This window comes from Streptomyces sp. JW3, from assembly GCF_052216785.1.
Taxonomy (GTDB): domain Bacteria; phylum Actinomycetota; class Actinomycetes; order Streptomycetales; family Streptomycetaceae; genus Streptomyces.
Map to the genome: position 1 here is coordinate 1 of NZ_JBQOUX010000082.1, position 19,970 is coordinate 19,970.

17 protein-coding genes and 1 pseudogene are annotated in these 19,970 nt (G+C 74.0%); 10 read left to right on the forward strand and 8 right to left on the reverse strand.

Translation table 11 applies throughout. The features are described from left to right. The 4 genes and pseudogenes from ACTT8P_RS27540 to ACTT8P_RS27555 all read right to left on the reverse strand — a co-directional run. Positions 1–1,300 (reverse strand): heavy metal translocating P-type ATPase (locus ACTT8P_RS27540; protein WP_442834459.1); only part of this gene is annotated, 1,300 nt, incomplete at its 3' end. A gap of 84 nt (positions 1,301–1,384) precedes the next feature. Then, positions 1,385–1,624, reverse strand: a complete 240-nt coding sequence (locus ACTT8P_RS27545; protein ID WP_442834460.1) for a heavy-metal-associated domain-containing protein — start codon at positions 1,622–1,624, stop codon at positions 1,385–1,387. Positions 1,625–1,698: 74 nt separating this feature from the next. Next, positions 1,699–2,264: pseudogene (locus tag ACTT8P_RS27550) on the reverse strand (GNAT family N-acetyltransferase). 76 nt (positions 2,265–2,340) lie between these two features. Beyond that, entirely contained in the window at positions 2,341–2,541 is a 201-nt protein-coding gene (locus tag ACTT8P_RS27555) for a helix-turn-helix transcriptional regulator (protein ID WP_442834461.1), read from the reverse strand. Positions 2,542–2,907: 366 nt separating this feature from the next. Here ACTT8P_RS27555 and iolC point away from each other — a divergent pair, with 366 nt between their 5' ends. The 6 genes from iolC (at position 2,908) to ACTT8P_RS27585 (ending at position 12,998) form a co-directional block, all read left to right on the forward strand. Continuing rightward, positions 2,908–3,858: a 5-dehydro-2-deoxygluconokinase gene (iolC, locus tag ACTT8P_RS27560; protein ID WP_442834462.1), complete on the forward strand. Its 951-nt coding sequence runs from the start codon at positions 2,908–2,910 to the stop codon at positions 3,856–3,858. A gap of 250 nt (positions 3,859–4,108) precedes the next feature. Then, positions 4,109–5,611, forward strand: a complete 1,503-nt coding sequence (gene mmsA / locus ACTT8P_RS27565) for a CoA-acylating methylmalonate-semialdehyde dehydrogenase (RefSeq protein WP_442834463.1) — start codon at positions 4,109–4,111, stop codon at positions 5,609–5,611. Between the two features lie 306 nt (positions 5,612–5,917). Further along, a complete protein-coding gene (locus ACTT8P_RS27570) occupies positions 5,918–7,357 on the forward strand; it encodes an APC family permease (protein WP_442834464.1) in 1,440 nt (479 codons plus the stop codon). Positions 7,358–7,485: 128 nt separating this feature from the next. After that, entirely contained in the window at positions 7,486–10,119 is a 2,634-nt protein-coding gene (locus ACTT8P_RS27575) for a CocE/NonD family hydrolase (RefSeq protein WP_442834465.1), read from the forward strand. Positions 10,120–10,122: 3 nt separating this feature from the next. Then, positions 10,123–10,986, forward strand: coding sequence for an ABC transporter permease (locus ACTT8P_RS27580; RefSeq protein ID WP_442834466.1), 864 nt, complete (start codon positions 10,123–10,125; stop codon positions 10,984–10,986). 86 nt (positions 10,987–11,072) lie between these two features. Further along, positions 11,073–12,998: an AMP-dependent synthetase/ligase gene (locus tag ACTT8P_RS27585; protein WP_442834467.1), complete on the forward strand. Its 1,926-nt coding sequence runs from the start codon at positions 11,073–11,075 to the stop codon at positions 12,996–12,998. Between the two features lie 57 nt (positions 12,999–13,055). Here the strand turns inward: ACTT8P_RS27585 and rdlB are convergent, their stop codons facing one another. Then, complete coding sequence (gene rdlB, locus ACTT8P_RS27590) at positions 13,056–13,448, reverse strand: rodlin RdlB (RefSeq protein ID WP_361159178.1); 393 nt, start codon at positions 13,446–13,448, stop codon at positions 13,056–13,058. Between the two features lie 217 nt (positions 13,449–13,665). Here rdlB and rdlA point away from each other — a divergent pair, with 217 nt between their 5' ends. From rdlA to ACTT8P_RS27610, 4 genes are all read left to right on the forward strand, one after another. After that, entirely contained in the window at positions 13,666–14,064 is a 399-nt protein-coding gene (rdlA, locus tag ACTT8P_RS27595; protein WP_442834468.1) for a rodlin RdlA, read from the forward strand. A gap of 261 nt (positions 14,065–14,325) precedes the next feature. Then, positions 14,326–14,553, forward strand: coding sequence for a chaplin ChpD (gene chpD, locus ACTT8P_RS27600; protein WP_361159172.1), 228 nt, complete (start codon positions 14,326–14,328; stop codon positions 14,551–14,553). Between the two features lie 130 nt (positions 14,554–14,683). After that, positions 14,684–15,457 (forward strand): chaplin, encoded by a 774-nt coding sequence (locus ACTT8P_RS27605; RefSeq protein WP_442834487.1) that lies wholly within the window; start codon positions 14,684–14,686, stop codon positions 15,455–15,457. 168 nt (positions 15,458–15,625) lie between these two features. Further along, positions 15,626–16,873 (forward strand): glycoside hydrolase family 26 protein, encoded by a 1,248-nt coding sequence (locus ACTT8P_RS27610; RefSeq protein WP_442834469.1) that lies wholly within the window; start codon positions 15,626–15,628, stop codon positions 16,871–16,873. 21 nt (positions 16,874–16,894) lie between these two features. Here ACTT8P_RS27610 and ACTT8P_RS27615 read toward each other — a convergent pair whose 3' ends face one another. From ACTT8P_RS27615 to ACTT8P_RS27625, 3 genes are all read right to left on the reverse strand, one after another. After that, positions 16,895–17,962, reverse strand: coding sequence for a GNAT family N-acetyltransferase (locus tag ACTT8P_RS27615; protein WP_442834488.1), 1,068 nt, complete (start codon positions 17,960–17,962; stop codon positions 16,895–16,897). 101 nt (positions 17,963–18,063) lie between these two features. Continuing rightward, complete coding sequence (locus ACTT8P_RS27620) at positions 18,064–18,804, reverse strand: lipopolysaccharide biosynthesis protein (RefSeq protein WP_442834470.1); 741 nt, start codon at positions 18,802–18,804, stop codon at positions 18,064–18,066. Continuing rightward, the gene (locus ACTT8P_RS27625; RefSeq protein WP_442834471.1) at positions 18,801–19,970 is read right to left on the reverse strand and encodes a glycosyltransferase; all 1,170 of its coding nucleotides are present in this window, start codon (positions 19,968–19,970) and stop codon (positions 18,801–18,803) included. Before ACTT8P_RS27625 ends, ACTT8P_RS27620 begins: the two co-directional genes overlap by 4 nt.

The window sequence follows — 19,970 nt, forward strand, 5'->3', positions numbered from 1 at the left end:
GGGCGGTGGGGGTGGCCAGGCCCAGCGCGCAGGGGCAGGCGATGATCAGGACCGCGACCGCCGCGGTGAACGCCGCCACCGGGTCGCCGGTGGCGCCCAGCCAGCCGCCGAAGGTGCCCGCCGCGATCAGCAGCACCACCGGCACGAATATCCCGGAGACGCGGTCGGCGAGGCGCTGCACCTGGGCCTTGCCGTTCTGCGCGTCCTCCACCAGGCGGGCGATGCGGGCCAGCCGGGTGTCGGCGCCGACCCGGGTGGCCTCGACCACCAGCCGGCCGCCCGCGTTGACCGTGGCGCCGGTGACCGGGTCGCCGGGCCCGACGTCCACCGGCACGGACTCGCCGGTGAGCAGCGAGGCGTCCACCGCCGAGGTGCCCTCGACGACCGTGCCGTCGGTGGCGATCTTCTCGCCGGGCCGTACGACGAACCGGTCGCCCACCGCCAGCCGGTCCGCCGGGACGCGCTCCTCGCGGCCGTCGCGCAGCACGGTGACGTCCTTGGCGCCCAGTTCCAGCAGGGCCTTGAGCGCGGCGCCCGCGCTGCGCCTGGAGCGGGCCTCCAGATAGCGGCCGAGCAGGAGGAAGGCGGTGACGCCGGCGGCCACCTCCAGGTAGATGGTCGAGGTGGCGTCGGCGGGGGAGGCGGTCAGGTCGAAGGGGTGCCGCATGCCGGGGCGGCCCGCGTCCCCGAGGAACAGCGCCCACAGCGACCAGCCGAACGCCGCGAGGGTGCCCAGCGTGACCAGGGTGTCCATGGTGGCCGCGCCGTGCCGCAGGTTGGTCCAGGTGGCCCGGTGGAAGGGCAGGCCGCCCCAGACCACGACCGGCGCGGCCAGGGTGAGCGAGAGCCACTGCCAGTTGTCGAACTGCGCGGCCGGGACCATGGCCAGCAGCACGACGGGCAGCGCGAGCAGCGCGGAGACGGCCAGGCGGCGGCCCAGGGCGGACAGCTCGGGATCGGCGTCGGCCTCCTTGGCCGGGCGGGGCTGCTCGGCGGGCTCCGGCGGTGGCGGCTCCTCGGCGGTGTACCCGGTGCGCTCCACGGTGGCGATGAGGTCGGCGACCTCGGTACCCGGCGGGTAGGAGATCCGGGCCTTCTCGGTCGCGTAGTTGACGGTGGCGGTGACGCCGTCCATCCGGTTGAGCTTCTTCTCGACCCGGGCCGCGCAGGAGGCGCAGGTCATGCCGCCGATGCGCAGTTCGGTCCGGGCGCGGCCGGGCGCGTCGTCCGCCGGGGGTGGTGCGGACGGGGGCTGCGCGGACGGGGGCTGCGTGGACGGGGTGCGGGCGGTGGTGGTCATGCTCCGGCTCCAGACGGCCGACCGGGACGCATGCGACGCGGCCCGGTCGCGGGGGGTGGGTGCGGCGCGGGAGGGACGGTGCGCTCAGGCGCGGCCGACGAGCTCGAAGCCCGCCTCGTCCACGGCGGCGCGCACGGCGGCCTCCTCCAGCGGTGCCTGCGAGACGACCGTGACCTCGCCCGTGGCGGCGACGGCCTTCACGGAGTCGACGCCGTCGATCTCGCCGATCTCGCCGGAGACGGCGCCCTCGCAGTGTCCGCAGCTCATTCCGCTCACCTTGTAGACGGCGGTGACGGAACCCGGGGTGCCGGTAGGGGCGGTCATGTCTACTCCTCGTCGGGGTGTGTGGGTGGGGTACCCGTGACCCGCGGTGGGATCACCTACCACCCACCATACCCCTAGGGGGTAACCGATCGGGCGGAGGCCGTCCACTCGTGGCCCAGGACGCCCATCACCACCTCGTCGACCCACCGCCCGCCCCGCAGCGCGGCCTCCCGCCGCACCCCTTCCCCCACGAACCCGGCCTTCTCGTAGGCCCGCCGGGCCCGGTGGTTGTCGCCGTAGACCTCCAGCTGCACCCGGTGCAGCCCGCCGCGCTCGAAGCCGTACCCGACGATGAGCCGGGTCGCCTCGGTGCCCAGGCCCCGGCCCCGGCCGCGGGCACCGATCAGGATGCGGAAGTGCAGCTGCGGGCGCCCGGGTCGACGTCGTACAGCACGGCCTCGCCGACCAGCTCGCCGGTGGCGCGGTCGGTCACCGCGAGGTCCAGCCGGTCGGGCAGCCCGGCCCGGGAGCCGTACCAGGAACGCAGCCGCGCCAGGGTGAGTTCGGTGGTCGGCTCGAAGGTGAAGCGGACGACCTCCGGGTCGCGGATGATCTCCCACATCGGCTCGGCGTCCTCGCGGGTGAAGGGCCGCAGCACGGCCTTCTCGCCGGTGAGGACGGGTTTCACGGAGAAGTCCATGCCGGGCACTGTGCCCCACCCGGCGGCGGGACGCCGCGGAATTTCCGCCCCGCCCCGCCCCGCCCCCGGCCAGGGGTCAGCGCTCCCGCCGCCCCCGGTTGCCCGGTCGGGACGCCACCCAGGTGCGGACCGTGTCGGCGTACCAGTAGGGCTTGCCGCCCGCCACGTGGTCGGGTGGTGGCAGCAGGCCGTGCTTGCGGTAGGACCGTACGGTGTCCGGCTGCACCCGGATGTGGGCCGCGATGTCCTGGTAGGACCAGAGGGTTCGGTCGGTCATGCGTCACACCTCCCCGCGCGCGCCACGGGGGCGGCCGGATACGGCCGTCGGGGGAGCCGGGCGCTGCGCTGGCGATCACCAAGCCTGTGTCCGGTCAACGACGGGGCGGGAGAACGGGCCGGGTGCCGTGCGCGGCTGTGACGGAAGCCCGGCGCCCTCGCGACAGTTGTGACACTTCCGAGTTGTTTGTGACCCCCGTGGTACGCGAACGGCCGCCTCCCGCCGCACTCCCCCTTCTGGTCCGAATGTCCGGACAAAGCATTGACAGGCTCGACGTCGCGGGCTAGAAAGCCGGGGGAGAGCCACAGCAGTGCCGCAGCAGACCCCCGGGCAGCCCGAGGGCCGACCGACACGAAGGGGCCGCGGATGGCGTACGACGTGATCACCATGGGGCGGATCGGGGTGGACCTCTACCCGTTGCAGACGGGCGTCCCGCTGCCGCAGGTCACGTCCTTCGGCAAGTTCCTCGGCGGCTCGGCCACCAATGTCGCGGTCGCCGCCGCCCGCCTCGGCCGCCGCACCGCGGTGATCACCCGTACCGGCGACGACCCCTTCGGCACCTATCTGCACGAGGCACTGCGCGACTTCGGCGTCGACGACCGCTGGGTCACCCCGGCGCCCGGACTGCCCACCCCCGTCACCTTCTGCGAGGTCTTCCCGCCGGACGACTTCCCGCTCTACTTCTACCGCCAGCCCAAGGCCCCCGACCTCGAGCTGGCCGCCGAGGACCTCGACCTGGACGCCGTGCGCGCGGCCCGGGTCTTCTGGGTCACCGGCACCGGCCTGTGCGCGGAGCCCAGCCGGACGGCCACCCTCACCGCCCTCGCCCACCGGGCCCGGACCGGCCCGACCGTCTTCGACCTCGACTGGCGCCCGATGTTCTGGCCGGACCCCGGCGAGGCCCGCCCGTTCTACCGGGAGGCCCTGCGCCACACCACCGTCGCCGTCGGCAACCTGGACGAGGTGGAGATCGCCACCGGCGTCCGCGAACCGCACGCCGCCGCCCGCGCCCTGCTCGCCGCGGGCGTCCGGCTCGCCGTCGTCAAGCAGGGACCCGAGGGCGTCCTCGCCGTCGACGACCGGGGCGGCAGCGCCGAGGTCCCGCCGCTCCCGGTCGAGGTCCTCAACGGGCTCGGCGCGGGCGACGCCTTCGGCGGCTCCCTCTGCCACGGCCTGCTGTCCGGCTGGGACCTGGAGCGGACCATGCGGTACGCCAACGCCGCGGGCGCCATCGTGGCCTCCCGCCTGGAGTGCTCCTCCGCCATGCCGACCGCCGACGAGGTCGAGGCGGCGCTCACGGCGGGAGCCGTGCGGTGACCGTCCCGACCCGCCCGAAAACGCCTCCGGCGCGGCCGGCCACTCCGCCCTGGCAGGAGCGGAGCGCGGGCGACGACTCCCCGCCCGCCACGGCCCCGCGCCGGAGGTACCGCCGCCCCCGCACCTGTCTACGCCAGGACCCGAACCGCAGACACAGTGTCGGGCGCGACAGCGGGTCGCCGCCTGGTGGGATGGGCCGGGAACGGCAGGTCCCCACCGGACGCCGCCAGCTGCGAAGGAGATCACGGCCATGACGGAGATCGTCAACCACTGGATCGGCGGCAGGACCGTCGAAGGCACCTCGGGCCGGTCCGGGCCGGTGACGGACCCGGCGACCGGCGCGGTCACCCGGCAGGTCGCCTTCGCCTCCGCCGCGGAGGTGGACACCGCGGTCGCCACCGCAAAGGAGGCGTACGCCACCTGGGGCCAGTCCTCGCTGGCCCGGCGCACGGAGATCCTCTTCCGGTTCCGCGCCCTGCTCGACGCGCACCGCGACGAGATCGCCGCGCTGATCACCGCCGAGCACGGCAAGGTGCACTCCGACGCCCTCGGCGAGGTGGCCCGCGGCCTGGAGATCGTCGACCTGGCCTGCGGCATCACCGTGCAGCTGAAGGGCGAGCTGTCCACCCAGGTCGCCACCCGGGTCGACGTGGCCGCCATCCGGCAGCCACTGGGCGTGGTCGCGGGCATCACGCCGTTCAACTTCCCGGCGATGGTGCCGATGTGGATGTTCCCGGTCGCCATCGCCTGCGGCAACACCTTCGTGCTCAAGCCCAGCGAGAAGGACCCCTCGGCCGCCGTCCGGATCGCCGCCCTGCTCACCGAGGCCGGCCTGCCCGACGGCGTCCTCAACGTCGTGCACGGCGACCGCACCGCCGTCGACCGCCTCCTCGAACACCCCGACGTCAAGGCGGTCTCGTTCGTCGGCTCCACCCCCATCGCCCGCCACATCCACACCACCGCCGCCGCGCACGGCAAGCGCGTGCAGGCGCTCGGCGGCGCCAAGAACCACATGCTGGTGCTGCCCGACGCCGACCTCGACGCGGCGGCCGACGCGGCCGTCAGCGCGGCCTACGGCTCGGCCGGCGAGCGCTGCATGGCCATCTCCGCGGTCGTCGCCGTCGGCGCGATCGGCGACGCGCTGGTCGACAAGATCCGCGACCGCGCCGAGAAGATCACCATCGGCCCCGGCGCCGACCCGGCCAGCGAGATGGGCCCCCTGATCACCCGGGCCCACCGCGACAAGGTCGCCACCTACGTCGCGAACGCCGCCGCCGAGGGCGCCGAGGTCGTCCTGGACGGCACCGGCTTCACCGTCGAGGGCCACGAGGACGGCCACTGGATCGGCATCTCCCTGCTCGACAAGGTGCCCACGACGGCCAGGGCGTACCAGGACGAGATCTTCGGCCCGGTCCTGTGCGTCCTGCGCGCCGAGACCTACGAGGACGGCGTGGCCCTCATCAACGCCTCCCCGTACGGCAACGGCACCGCGATCTTCACCCGGGACGGCGGCGCCGCCCGCCGCTTCCAGCTGGAGGCGGAGGCCGGCATGGTCGGCGTCAACGTGCCGATCCCGGTCCCGGTCGGCTACCACTCCTTCGGCGGCTGGAAGGACTCCCTCTTCGGCGACCACCACGTCTACGGCAACGACGGCACGCACTTCTACACCCGCGGCAAGGTCGTCACCACCCGCTGGCCCGACCCCGCCGAGGCCCCCGCCGGCGTCGACCTGGGCTTCCCGCGCAACCACTGAAGCACCCGCCGAACACGGCCGAGGGCCCGTCCACAGCGCGGACGGGCCCGCTTTTTTTACGCCCGTCCGCTGCGGTTCCCGTACCACCGCAAGGCGCGCCGCCCGTGGCCCTGTTGCCCCCCGACGGCCCTCCGGCACCCCTCTGAGCTGCGGATTCCGTAGCAGGCAAGCCATTGACGACACGGTTTTCGTCGGGGTTAATGCTGCGCAACCGGGAGCGGAGAACCACGAGTACGACCAGATCCGCCGGAGGCGATAGCGCTCCCGTCCGTCACCCTGAGCCACACGAGTCGATCGGACCGCCGCATGACCGACACGCTCCGCCCTGCCGACCCCCTTCTCCCCCCGGCACCCGATGCCGGCACCGGCAGCCCCCGGACCCTCAAGCGCTCCATCGGCGTCGTCGGCGGCACCCTGCTGACCCTCTCCTGCGTGACCCCCGCCTCGACCCTCTTCGTGGTCGTCCCCGACCTGTTCGGCTCACTGGGCACCGCCACCGCCCTGACCATCGCCATCGGCTCGGTGCTCTGCATAGCCGTCGCGTTCTGCTACGCCGAGCTGGGCACCCTCGTCCCCAGCGCGGGCGGCGAGTACGCGATGGTCTCCACGATGGCGGGCCGGCTGGCCGGCTGGCTGGTCTTCGTGCTCTCCCTGCTGGTCGTGGTGATCGTGCCGCCGGTCATCGCGATGGGCACCGCCGACTACCTCGCCCCGCTCGTCCACCTCGACCCCTCGCTGGCCGGCGCCGGCGTCATGCTGCTCGCCACCCTGGCCGGCCTGCTCGACCTGCGCGCCAACGCCTGGATCACCGGCGTCTTCCTGGTCCTGGAGGTCATCGCGGCGGCCCTGGTCGCGGTGCTCGGCTTCGCCCACGCCGAGCGCGGCCCCGGCGCCCTCGCCTCGCTGGAGGTGGCGGGCGCGGACGGCCACGCCGCCCCGGTCACCGGCATGCTGGTCGTCTCCGGTCTGGCCATCGCCCTCTTCGTCACCCAGGGCTTCTCCACCGCCGTCTACCTCTCCGAGGAACTGGAGAACCCGCGCCGCAACGTCGCCCGCACCGTCCTGGCCACCCTCGCCATCTCCACCGCGATCATCCTGGTCCCGGTCGTCGCCATCACCCTGGGCGCCTCCGACCTGTCCGAGCTGACCGGCGGCGACATCGGCGCGATGGTCACCGCCTGGTCCAACTCCGCCACCGGCACCTTCGTCAGCCTCTGCGTCGCCCTCGCCATCATCAACGCCGGCATCGTGATGGTCATCCAGAACTCCCGCGTCCTGTTCGCCTCCGCCCGCGACAAGGCGTGGCCCACCCCGGTCAACACCGCCTTCTCCCGGCTCGGCCGCTTCGGCTCCCCGTGGGTCGCCACCCTCGCCGTCGGCATCCCCGGCGCCGCCCTCTGCTTCGTCAACCTGGACACCCTGTACGGCGTCACCGGCGTCTCCGTCACCGGCATGTACCTGCTGGTAGCGGTCGCCGCCCTGCTCGCCCGCCGAGGCCGCCACCACCACACCGCGGCCTGGCGCATGCCCCTGTGGCCGGCCGTCCCGGTCCTCCTGATCGCCGTCCTCGTCTACATCCTGACCCAGCAGGAGACGGAGTACTTGCTGTGGACGGGCGGCATAACGGCAGCGGCAACGTTGTACTGGGCCTTCTACCTCCGCCCGCGACGCGAGACCCGCTGGCTGGTCCTGATCCCGGAGGATGCGGAGACGCTGCTTCAAGGGCGCGGGGAACTGCGCGACTAGCCACAACGAACCCGCACCCGCCTACCCCACCCGCAGTACCCGCCCCCTGCGCGTACCCCCAGCGGAGGGGGCCTTTCTCACCCCCCGGTCGATAACAACCCGACAGCCGAACCCCGTACGGTTACCGCATGGATCTTCGACTGCGAACCCGCCGCCGGCTGGCCGCCGCGGCCACGGTGGCCGTCCTGGCCGCCGCAGGCATCGGCACCTGGACCGCCGCAGCCGACGACGCCGCACCGCAGGTGACCCGCACCGACAAAACCCTCACCACCGCCCCCGGCATCCACATAGACACCTCGTACTTCACCCCGGCCGGCGACGGCGACCGCCCCGCCGTCCTCCTCACCCACGGCTTCGGCGGCAGCAAGGACGACGTCCGCGGCCAGGCCGAGCACCTGGCCCAGGACGGCTACGCCGTGCTCACCTGGTCCGCCCGCGGCTTCGGCAAGTCCACCGGCAAGATCGCCCTGAACGCCCCCGACGCCGAGGTCGCCGACGTCTCCAGGCTCATCGACTGGCTCGCCAAACAGCCCCAAGTCCAGCTGGACAAGGCCGGCGACCCCCGGGTCGGCATGGCCGGCGCCAGCTACGGCGGCGCCATCGCCCTGCTGGCCGCCGGGCACGACGACCGCGTCGACGCCATCGCGCCCGCGATCACGTACTGGAACCTGGCCGACGCCCTCTTCCCGGACGGCGTCTTCAAGAAACTCTGGGCCGGCATCTTCGTCAACACCGGCGGCGGCTGCGCCCGCTTCGAGGCCGACCTCTGCGCGATGTACCAGCGCGTCGCGGAGTCCGGGCAGCCGGACGCCGCCGCCACGAAACTCCTCGAAGAACGCAGCCCGCAGGCGGTCGGCGACCGCATCGACGTACCCACCCTGCTCACGCAGGGCCAGATCGACTCGCTCTTCCCGCTCGGCCAGGCCGACGCCGCCGCCAAGGCGATCAAGGCGAACGGCGCCCCCGTCGACGTCGACTGGATCTCCGGCGGACACGACGGCGGCGACCTGGAGGGCGACCGCGTCCAGGCCCGTACCGAGGCGTGGTTCGACCACTACCTGAAGGACGACGAGAGCGCCGGCACCGGCCCCGCCTTCCGCGTCACCCGCACCCTCGGCACCGGCAGCGGCGACGGCGAACCCCGGCTGAGCGGCGTCGGCTCCGAGAGCTACCCCGGACTGGAAGCCGACCCCCGCTCCATCGAACTGGCCGGCCGCGAGCAGAGCTTCGAGAACCCGGCCGGCGCCAGCCCGCCCTCCGTCTCCGCCCTGCCCGGCCTCGGCGACGCGGGCGGCCTGTCCCAGCTCTCCGCCCTCGGCCTCGGCATCTCGCTCGACTTCCCCGGCCAGTACGCGGCGTTCGAGTCGAAGCCGGTGCGCGGCGACCTCCAGATCACCGGCTCACCGACCGTCACCGTGCACGTCGAGTCGACGTCCGAGGACGACGCGGTCCTGTTCGCCAAGATGTACGACGTCGCCCCCGGCGGCGACAGCCGGCCGGTGCTGCCGTCCCAGCTCGTCACCCCGCTCCGGGTCCCCGGCGCCAAGGCGGGCAAGGACGTCACGGTCACCCTCCCGGCCATCGACCACGAGGTCGCCGACGGCCACCGCCTCCGCGTCGTCCTCTCCTCCACCGACCTCGGCTACGCCTCCCCGGCCGCCCCGGCGACGTACACGGTCTCGGTGAAGAGCGCGCTGAAGGTGCCGACCGCCCTCGGCGCCACCGGCCAGGCCGCCGGGCTGCCCGCCTGGGTCTGGTGGGCACCGCTGCTCGGCGCGGCCGTCGCCGCCGCGCTGCTGCTGACCGCCCGCCGCCGCACCACCGCCCCGCCGCCCGACCCGGCCCTCGCGGACGTGCCGCTCCAGATCACCGGCCTGACCAAGAAGTACGCGAAGAAGAGCGACCGGTACGCGGTCCGCGACCTCTCCATCCGGGTGGCGAAGGGGCAGGTGCTCGGCCTGCTCGGGCCCAACGGCGCGGGCAAGACCACCACCCTGCGCATGCTGATGGGCCTGATCACCCCGGACGGCGGCGAGATCCGGGTCTTCGGGCACGCCATCGCGCCGGGCGCCCCGGTGCTGTCCCGGGTCGGCGCCTTCGTCGAGGGCGCCGGCTTCCTGCCGCACCTGTCCGGCCGGGAGAACCTGGAGCTGTACTGGAAGGCCACCGGCCGCCCGGCCGAGGACGCCCACCTGGACGAGGCCCTGGAGATCGCCGGCCTCGGCGAGGCGCTGGCCCGCGCGGTGCGCACGTACTCGCAGGGCATGCGCCAGCGGCTGGCCATCGCGCAGGCCATGCTGGGCCTGCCGGACCTGCTCATCCTGGACGAGCCGACCAACGGCCTGGACCCGCCGCAGATCCGCGAGATGCGCGAGGTGATGATCCGCTACGCGGCGGCCGGCCGCACGGTCATCGTCTCCAGCCACCTGCTCGCCGAGGTCGAGCAGTCCTGCACCCACCTGGTGGTGATGGACCACGGCCGGCTGGTCCAGGCCGGCCCGGTGCGGGAGATCATCGGCTCCGGCGACACCCTGCTGGTCGGCACCGACGGCCCGCTCCCGGAACCCGTCGTGGAGAAGGTCGCCGCGCTGCCCGGCGTCGCCTCCGCCGTGCCCACCGACGACGGCCTGCTGGTCCGCCTGGACTCCGGCACGACCGCCCGCCGGCTCGTCGCCGACCTGGTGCGCCTCGACGTCCCCGTCGAGTCGGTCGGCCCGCACCGCCGTCTCGAAGACGCCTTCCTCACCCTGATCGGAGACTGACGCATGGCCACGCTGATGGAGCCGGCCGAGGTCGCCGACGGCTACCGGGCCGGCCGCACCCTCCCCGTCCGGGTCGAACTGGCCCGCCAGCTGGGGCGCCGCCGCACCCTGATCATGGGCGGCATCCTGTTCGCCCTGCCGTTCGTGCTGCTGATCGCCTTCGCGGTCGGCGGCGAACCGGAGGGACAGGCCGGCCAGGTCTCCCTGATGGACTCGGCGACCGCCTCCGGCGCCAACTTCGCCGCCGTCACCCTGTTCGCCTCCGCCGGCTTCCTGCTGGTCGTCCCGGTCGCCCTGTTCTGCGGCGACACGGTCGCCTCGGAGGCCGGCTGGTCCTCCCTGCGCTACCTGCTCGCCGCCCCCGTTCCCCGCGCCCGGCTGCTGCTGTCCAAGCTGACCGTGGGCCTCGCCCTGTCGCTGGCCGCGATCGTCCTGCTGCCCCTGATCGCCCTCGCGGTCGGCACCGCCGCCTACGGCTGGGGTCCGCTCCAGCTCCCCACCGGCGGCTACCTGCCCACCGGCACCGCCACCGAACGCCTCGCGCTGACGGTGGCGTACGTCTTCGTCTCCCAACTGGTCACCGCCGCCCTGGCGTTCTGGCTCTCCACCCGGACCGACGCCCCGCTCGGCGCGGTCGGCGGCGCGGTCGGCCTGACCATCATCGGCAGCGTCCTGGACGAGGTCACGGCGCTGGGCGACTGGCGCTCCTTCCTGCCCGCGCACTGGCAGTACGCCTGGCTGGACGCCGTCCAGCCGCAACTGGACCTCACCCGCATGATCCAGGGCACCTCGCTGTCGGTGACGTACGCGCTGGTGCTGTTCGCCCTGGCCTTCCGCGGCTTCGCCCGCAAGGACGTCGTGTCCTAGGGCGTCCACACCCCTTGACTTTCTTACGCGTGAGTAAGTTGACTCGCGAGTAAGGAAGTGAGCCGCCGTCGCCACCGGGAGCCGTCATGGGCGTACGCAAGGATCTGAAACGGGCCGGGCGCCGCACCGACCTGGCCGGCCGCGTCCGGGCCGACCTGGTCAGGGACGCGACCGGCACGGTACGGGAGGCCGCCGTCGCCCCCTTGGCGCCGCCGCCCACCACCGGCAGCAACGCCGACATCCCGTTCACCAACGCGGCCGAGGCGCCCGGCGCGGTGGTCCTGCGCCGGCAAGTGGGCGACGAGTGGCGGCCGGTGACCGCCGCCGCCTTCGCCGCCGAGGTGACCGCCGTGGCCAAGGGGCTGATCGCGGGCGGCCTGGAGCCCGGCGGCCGGGTCGCCGTGATGTCCCGCACCCGCTACGAGTGGACGGTCCTGGACTTCGCGATCTGGGCGGCCGGCGGCCGGACCGTCCCCGTCTACGCCACCTCCTCGGCCGGCCAGGTCGAGTGGATCGTGCGGGACTCCGGCGCCACGCTGGTGGTCACCGAGACCGCCGCGAACACCGCCACGGTCCGCGCCGCCACCGCGGACCACCCCGTCCGCCCCCGGGTGTGGGAACTGGACGCCGGCGCCCTGGCCGACCTCACCGCGCTCGGCGCCACCGTCCCCGACGAGGAGGTCACCAAGCGCCGCACCGCGCTCACCCCGGACACGGAGGCGACCCTCTGCTACACCTCCGGCACCACCGGCCGCCCCAAGGGCTGCGTCCTCACCCACGCCAACCTGCACGCCGAGGCCGCCAACACGGTCGAGCTGCTGCACCCGATCTTCAAGGCGGTCACCGGCACCACGGCCTCCACCCTGCTCTTCCTCCCCCTCGCCCACATCCTGGGCCGCACCATCCAGCTCGCCTGTCTGCTGGCCCGCATCGAGATCGGCCACTTCCCGAGCCTCAAACCGGCCGAACTCCGCCCCGCCCTCAAGTCGTTCCGGCCCAGCTTCCTGGTCGGCGTCCCCTACCTCTTCGAGAAGATCCACGACACCGGCCGCGCCACCGCCGAGAAGCTGGGCCGCGGCGCCTCCTTCGACCGGGCGCACCGCGTCGCGGTCCGCTTCGGTGAGGCCCACCTGAACAAGTTCCTCGGCACCGGCCCCGGACCGGGCCCCGGCCTCTGGGCCGCCTGGGCCCTGTACGACCTGCTGGTCTACCGCCGGGTCCGGGCCGAACTCGGCGGCCGCACCCGCTACGCCATCAGCGGCGGCTCCCCCCTGGACCGCGAACTCAGCCTGTTCTTCTACGCCGCCGGCATCATGATCTACGAGGGCTACGGCCTGACCGAGACCACCGCCGCCGCCACCGTCGTGCCGCCGCTGGGCCCCCGCCCCGGCACGGTGGGCAGGCCGGTCCCCGGCACCGCGGTGCGGATCGCCGCCGACGGCGAGGTGCGGATCAAGGGCGGCATCGTCTTCACCTCCTACCGGAACAACCCCGGGGCCACCGCCGAGGCCCTCACCGACGGCTGGTTCGCCACCGGCGACCTCGGCTCCCTCGACGCGGACGGCTATCTGACCATCACCGGCCGCAAGAAGGACCTGCTGGTCACCTCCGGCGGCAAGAACGTCTCCCCGGCCGTCCTGGAGGACCGGCTGCGCAGCCGCCCGCCCGTCGGCCAGTGCCTGGTCGTCGGGGACAACCGGCCCTACATCGCCGCCCTGATCACCCTCGACCCGGACGCGATCGCCCACTGGCTGTCGGTACGCGGGCTGCCGGCCGGCACACCCCGGTCCGCGCTCGTCCGCGACGAACGGCTGCGCGCCGACGTCCAGCGCGCCGTCGACCACGCCAACCAGGCCGTCTCCCGGGCCGAGTCGATCCGCGCCTTCCGGCTGATCGACGGCGAGTTCACCGAGGAGAACGGGCTGCTGACGCCGTCCCTGAAGGTGAAACGGCAGGCCGCCACCGAGGCGTACGCCGCCGAGATCGAGGCGCTGTACGCCGGCCGGCCCTGACACGCGAAAGGGCGGGACCCCGGCGGCAGCGCCGGTGTCCCGCCCCTGGGCGCGGTCTCAGTCCTCGCCGTTGGCGGACAGGATCGACACGTCCTCCAGCAGGTGGGCCAGCGCGCCGTCGCGCTTGGCCTGCGTCGAGTTCTCCGCGCACTGCTGGTTCATGTCGTCGCCCAGGACGTTCAGGTCCTGGATCGGCACGATGCCGATGACACTCACCGGGATGTCGGACACGGCGATGCACGGCTTGTTGAAGGAGCCCTGGATGAGGGCCATCTGCGGGCTCATGTTGCCGTAGGTCGACGAGTTGCCGAAGTACTGCTCGGCGCCGTTGCCGTTGGCGGAGACCGGGCCGCTGTCGTCGCCGATAGCCATCGCCTGCGGGGCCGTGGCAGCGGAGGCGCCGATGACGGAAGCGGCGATCGCTGCGGAGGCGAAGACCTTCTTGATCACAGTTCAGTCCTTTCTCAAAAACCCCGACCACCGGAGCCCTATGGTCAACTCCGCGCCTGCGGCGGAGTTTCTTACGTTCACTCCGATGGCCGATACCGGGGAATGCGCGGGAAACCCCGGGTGTGCCGCCAACCGGGTGAACGCCCGAAACCATTCATGCCGGGCCGTGTTGATGAGGCCGTAGGACAGTGCGTCGCTACGAGGAAAGGAACGCGAAGTGCTCAAGAAGGCAATGGTCGCCGCGGCGGCCGCCGCTTCTGTCATCGGTATGTCGGTGGCGGCTGCTCCCCAGGCGCTTGCCATCGGGGACGACAACGGCCCGGCCGTCGCCAACGGCAACGGCGCCGAGTCGAAGTTCGGCAACTCCTCCACCGACGGCGACATGAGCCCTCAGCTCTCTCTCGTCGACGGCACGCTGAACAAGCCGTGCGTCGCCGTGGAAGAGGTCGCCGTCTCCGTCATCAACATCGTTCCGATCCAGAACCTCGACGTTCTGGGCGACGACATGACGCAGCAGTGCGACGACAACTCCACCCAGGCCAAGCGGGACGGCGCGATCTCGCACGTCCTGGAGGACCTGTCGGTCCTGTCGGCCAACGGCGAGGGTGGCCGCTGAGCGGTACCGCGCTCGGCCCGGGTGGCCCGCTGACTTCCCCGCGGGCCGCCCGGCCGTGGAAACGACGTCGTCGCTCTGATGGACGTACGGCCGTAACGCGTTCCGGGGCATTCGAGTGAATTCCCCAGGCGCACACGTTCCGCAGTTTCTCCGGCCGTCAATTCCTCGTTTGCAGGCTGCAGGTCATGGTGCGAGCCGTCAATGCTGTGCTCGCGCGGTTTCGGCCGTCACTCAGGCATGACCGCAGAGAAGGGAAAGTTCATGAAGAAGAGCGCTGCTGTCGTCGCGGGCGCGATCCTGGCGTTCGGCGGGGCCGCCCCGGCCTTCGCCGACTCGGGGGCCCAGGGTGCCGCCATCGGCTCCCCGGGCGTCCTGTCCGGCAACGTCGTGCAGGTTCCCGTGCACGTTCCCGTCAACGTGTGCGGTAACACCATCAACGTCATCGGGCTGCTGAACCCGGCGTTCGGCAATGAGTGCGAGAACGACTGACGTCGTCCCGCACCAGCCGTTCGGCTGTGTCACGGCCGGCCCTGGCCAACTCGATTGGCTCCGGGGCCGGCCGTTTCCCACTTCTCCAAGCAGGAAGCGAACTAGAGTGCGACAGACCTTGAGCAGGGGAATGGTCGCGGCAGCCGCCGCGACGAGTGTTCTGTCCCTGTGCGGCAGCCCCGCCCTTGCCGACTCGCAGGCGGACGGGGCCGCCGCGAACTCGCCGGGCGTGGTGTCCGGCAACACCGCCCAGGTCCCGGTCGACGTACCGGTGAACGCCTGCGGCAACACCGTCGACGTGATCGCGGCCCTGAACCCGGCCTTCGGCAACGCCTGCGCCAACACCGGCGGGGACGAGCACGGCAAGGAGCACGGCGGGCACGGCGGGCACGGCGGGCACGGCGGACACGGCGGACACGGCGGTTACGGCCACGACGCCGGCTCCGGCTCCGACGGTGCCTCCGCCCAGGGGCAGAGCGTGGGCTCGCCCGGTGTCGGCTCCGGCAACAACGCCCAGGTCCCGGTCGACGTGCCGGTGAACGCCTGCGGCAACACCGTCGACGTGATCGCGCTGCTGAACCCCGCGTTCGGCAACAGCTGCGACAACGACGGGGACGACAAGCCGGCCCCGCCCGGATACGGCCACGACGAGCCGCCGCACACCCCGCCGCCCACCGACCACACGCCGCCGCCGGAGCACCACACCCCGCCGCCGGCCGAGGAGGAGACCCCGCCGGCCGTGGAGGAGGAGCCGCCGCCCGCCGCCGAGGCCGACGAGCCGCCCGTGCTGGCCGAGACCGGCAGCGCCGGTGACACCCTCGCGGTCACCGCGGCCGCGTCCGCCGCGCTGATCGCCGGCGGCGCGGTCCTCTACCGCCGCAGCCGGACGGCGTCCCGCCGCTGACGGCTCCGCCGGCCGGGACGGTTCCCTCCCGGCCGGCTCGCGGTGGCCGCCCGCGCGGCCCGTGCCGCACTCGAACGCCGTAGCGGCGGTGGCGGGACGCACGTTCATGTGACTGGGTGTCAGTAGCGGGAGTGAGAGCCCAGGAACGCGTGGACAGAGGGAGCCGGCATGTCGGAAGAGCAGTCACGGGTCCGTTTCCGGCGCACGCGCTCCGGGGCCGCGGTCGCGGTGGCCGCGGCCCTGGCCGCCGTACTGCCCGCGGTACTGGCCCCCGGGCCCGCGCGGGCCGCCACCGACCCGCCCGCGCCACCGGCCCCCTCCGCGCCACCGGCCCCGTCCGCCCCGGTGGGTGCGGCGCCGGGGCCGTCGACGCCCGCCCTCGGTGCCTACCTCGACTACGGGCCGCGCGGCGTGGCGCGGATGGCCGAGCTGAGCCACTGGCTCGGCGGCACCCGGCTGCGGGTCGGCCACACCTATCTGCCCGGCGACCGCTGGAGCAACATCGAGGGCGCCCCCGGCTTCCTCGACGTGTGGGCCGACTGGCGCACCCGGCAGGCCGACCGGATGCTCGTCCTCAACGTGCCCATGCTGGAGCGCAACGAGGCGGGGCTCGACGACGACGAGGTGCGCGAACTGCTGCGGCGGGGCGCGGCCGGCGACTTCGACCACCACTTCCGGCGGCTGGCCGAGCGGCTGGTCGCCCTGGACGCGCCGGACACCGTCCTGGTGCTCGGCTGGGAGATGAACGGCACCACGTACACCCACCGCTGCGGACCGGACCCCGAGGCGTGGAAGGCGTACTGGAACCGGATCGTCACGGCGATGCGCGCGGTGCCGGGCCAGCAGTTCAGGTTCGACTTCGCGCCCAGCCGGGGCCGGGACGCCGTGCCGTGGACCGAGTGCTACCCGGGCGACGACACCGTCGACATCGTCGGCATGGACGCCTACGACCAGCCGCGCGGCATGCCGTTCGAGGAGCAGGTGAGCGAGCCGTACGGGCTCCAGGCCCAGGTGGACTTCGCGCGGGCGCACGGCAAGCCGGTCTCGTACCCGGAGTGGGGGCTGTTCCGCAACGGCGACAACGCCACGTACATGCGGCGGATGCTGGCCTGGATGGAGGAGCACGGGGCGCTGTACCACACCCTCACCGACTACTGCCCGCACGGCGTGTGGCAGTGCGGCGCCAACCCCCGGGCCGCCGAGGTCTACCGGGCGGTGCTCTCCGGCCGCACCGGCCAGGACGTGCCGGACCAGGACGTGCCGGACCAGGACGTGCCGCAGCGGCCGCAGCCGCAGCCGCGGCCCACGCCCGAGGCGCCGGCCAACTGTTCGCCGCTCGACCTCGACGACTGGGTCGAGCACTGGATCGGCGGCCGGCTCTGCCTGCGCCTGGACTGGTGGTCGCGCACCCGCTAACGCCCCGGGCGGCGGGGCCGGTCAGGCGCCGCCGTCACCGGGGCGCTCCCGCCAACGGCGGCGCAGCGCCTTGCCGCGCCGCCGGGCCGCGTCGTCGACCAGGGCCGCCGCCAGCAGCGGGGCGGTGCGCCGCCGGGCCAGCAGTAGCCGCTGGTTGAGCACCGGCCGGGGCCGCCAGTGGTGCTTGTACGGCTCGTCGCCGCGCAGCAGGCTCAGCACCTCGCGCTGACCGTCGCACACCTGCCGCGCGGCGGCGTCCAGCAGCAGTACCGCCACGTCCGCCCGGCACTCCCGCAGCCGGGGATGGGCGCCGTACAGATAGCCCCCGGCGAGCCGCCGTGCCAGCAGTGTCACGTCCACGGCCACCACCTCGTCGTCGAGCCGGAACTCGGTGACCACCGCGTCCCCGGCCGCCACCATCGCCCCCGCCGCCCGCACCAGATGGGCCCGGAACCGGGGGCTCAGGTGCTCGCCCGTCACCTTCCGGCCCTGCCACTGCATCCGGTGCAGTTCCAGCAGCCGGTGCAGCGCGGCGTCCGTCTCGGCCGGCAGCACGGCCCGGCTCTTGACGCCGAGCGCGTCCAGCCGGCGCAGCTTGGCGCGCACCCGCTGCCGGGCCTTGCCGGACGGCAGCCGGGCGGTGAGGTCGCGCAGGGGCACGGCGGGCAGTTCCAGGCACAGGGAGTCGGCCACCCGGCCGCGCGGTCCCGGCCAGCGGTCCCAGACCCGTTCGGCGGCGCCGCCCGGCCGGACCTCGCGCAGGTCGATCAGCGCGGTCCGGGCGGCCCCGGCCAGCGCGGCGGCGAGCGCCGGCACCGCCCCGGGGTACTCGTCGTCGACCAGGACGTCCGCGTAGTCCGAGATCGGCCCGCCCAGCGGCACCAGCGCCGGGACCGGGCCCGGTACCCGCATCAGCGGCGCGGCGCCGACCAGTTCGCCCCGGCCGTCCCGGACCAGCACCAGCCGCAGCCGCCCGGGACGCCCGTACGACAGCCACCAGGAGTGCAGCCAGGCGTGGCTCTGGAACGGGGTCGCCGCCGCGCACCGCCGGTACAGGCGGTCCCACCGCGGGCCCAGGTCGGCGAACACCCGCTCGTCGGTGACGGTCTCGGTCTTCGTCCCGGTCCTGTTCCTGGTCCTGGGCCTGGTCTCGGTCTTGGTCTCGGTCTCGGTTTTGGTCGGGTACAAGGTCACAGTGGTGCTTTTCGGGTGTCGGCGGCGGACGTGGGGGCGGACGCGGGGGCGGGCACCGAGGGCGTCCCGGCGTCCTCGCCGGCCCGGCCGCGCGGCCGGACCAGCAGGGCGAGGCCGCCCAGCAGGCCGCCCGCGGACAGCCCGACCAGGCCGGTCACCGCCGGCCCTGCCGTGACCGGCGAGGTGGGCTCGGTGGCGCGGGCGAACCGGCGCAGCGTCACCCGGGTGGCGTCCGCGGAGTGCGCGGCGTGCCGGGTCAGCGCCCGGGTGACCGCGTCGGCCAGGTCGGCGGCCAGGTCCGGGCGCGCGGCGGTGGCGGTGACGGAGACCATCGGGGCGTCCGGCGAGGTCCGGGTCCGTACGCTCCGCTCCAGCGTCGCCACCGGTACGCCCGCCCACACCTGGGCGTCCCCGAGCACCGCGAGCTGCGTGGCGACCCGGCCGTACGCCTGCGCGAAGCCCAGCGCGGACGCCGGGTCCGAGCCCTTGCCGGGGACGGCGACGACGTAGCTCGTGGCCGTGTACTGCGGGGTCCGCACCAGCCCGTACGCGCCACCGAGCAGGCCCCCGGCGAGGACACCGGCGGCCAGCAGCGACCAGGGGGGCAGCGCGCGGACGCGGACCCGGGGGAGGAGGGCGCCGGCGGTGCTGTTTCCGGTTCTGTCCTTTCTGTCCGTGTCCTTTCTGTCCGTATCCTTTCCGTCCTTGTCTTTGTGTTCGGTCCTGTGCTCCGTCATACGGGGCCGGCCTCCTGCGGTGCGGGGGACAACGGGTGGGTGAGGACGGACGCGTAGACGTCCATCAGCTGGGCGGCGCTGCGCGTGACGCAGTAGTGGCGGGCGGCCGGCGGCGCGGTGCGCGGGCCGGGGCCCGCCGCGCGGAGGGCGGCCAGCGCGGCGCCGAACTCCGCGGCGCCGCCCCGCACCCGCCGGGCCCCCGGCGCCGCGTCCGGCGGCAGGTCCTCGACGGCCGGGCAGGAGGCGTAGACGACCGGCAGCCCCGACGCCAGCCCCTCCACGACCGCCAGACCGAACGCCTCCTGCGGGGACGGTGAGCCGAGCACGTCCACCGCGGAGACCAGGGACGGCAGGTCGGGGCCGGGCGAGCCGTCGGGGAGGTAGGGGCGTTCGCCGGTGAGCAGGACGCGGTCGGCGACGCCCGCGGACCGCGCGGCGCGGCGCAGCGCGTGCTCCTCGGGGCCGCCGCCGACCAGTAGCAGCCAGCAGTCGGCGGGGAGCCGGGCGAGGGCGCGGACCAGGACGTCGAAGCGTTTGCCCGCGGCGAGCCGGCCGACCCCGCCGACCACCCAGGCCCCCTCCGGCAGGCCGAGGCGGCGGCGGGTACGGTGCCGGGCCACCGGGTCGAAGCGGAAGCGGTCCAGGTCGATGCCGTTGGGCACCACCTCGACCCGGGGCGCGGGCACGCCCCAGCGGCCGAGCCGGCCGGCCACCGTGGGGGAGACGGCGATCGTCGTGCTGCCGAGGCGCTCGCCGGCCCGGTACAGGGCGCGCACGCCCGGGGAGAGCCGGCGGCCCTCCAGCCGGGTGTCGCCGAGGGAGTGCTCGGTGGCGACGATCGCGCGGACCCCGGCGAGCCGGGCGGCGAGGCGGCCGTAGAGGCAGGCCCGGTAGAGGTGGGTGTGCACCAGGTCGTAGCCGCCGGCCCGGATCAGCCGGGTCAGGCGGGGCAGCGCGGACAGGTCCCGGTTGCCGGTCATGCCGAGGTGGACGACGCGCACCCCGTCGGCCAGCAGCCCGTCGGCGACCGCGCCGGGGTCGGTGAGCGTCACGACGTCGCAGCGCACCGGCAGGTGCCGCAGCAGCAGCCGCAGTTGCTGCTCGGCGCCGCCGGTGCCGAGGCCGGTGATGACGTGCAGGATCCTGGGGGAGGCGCCGGGCGTCAT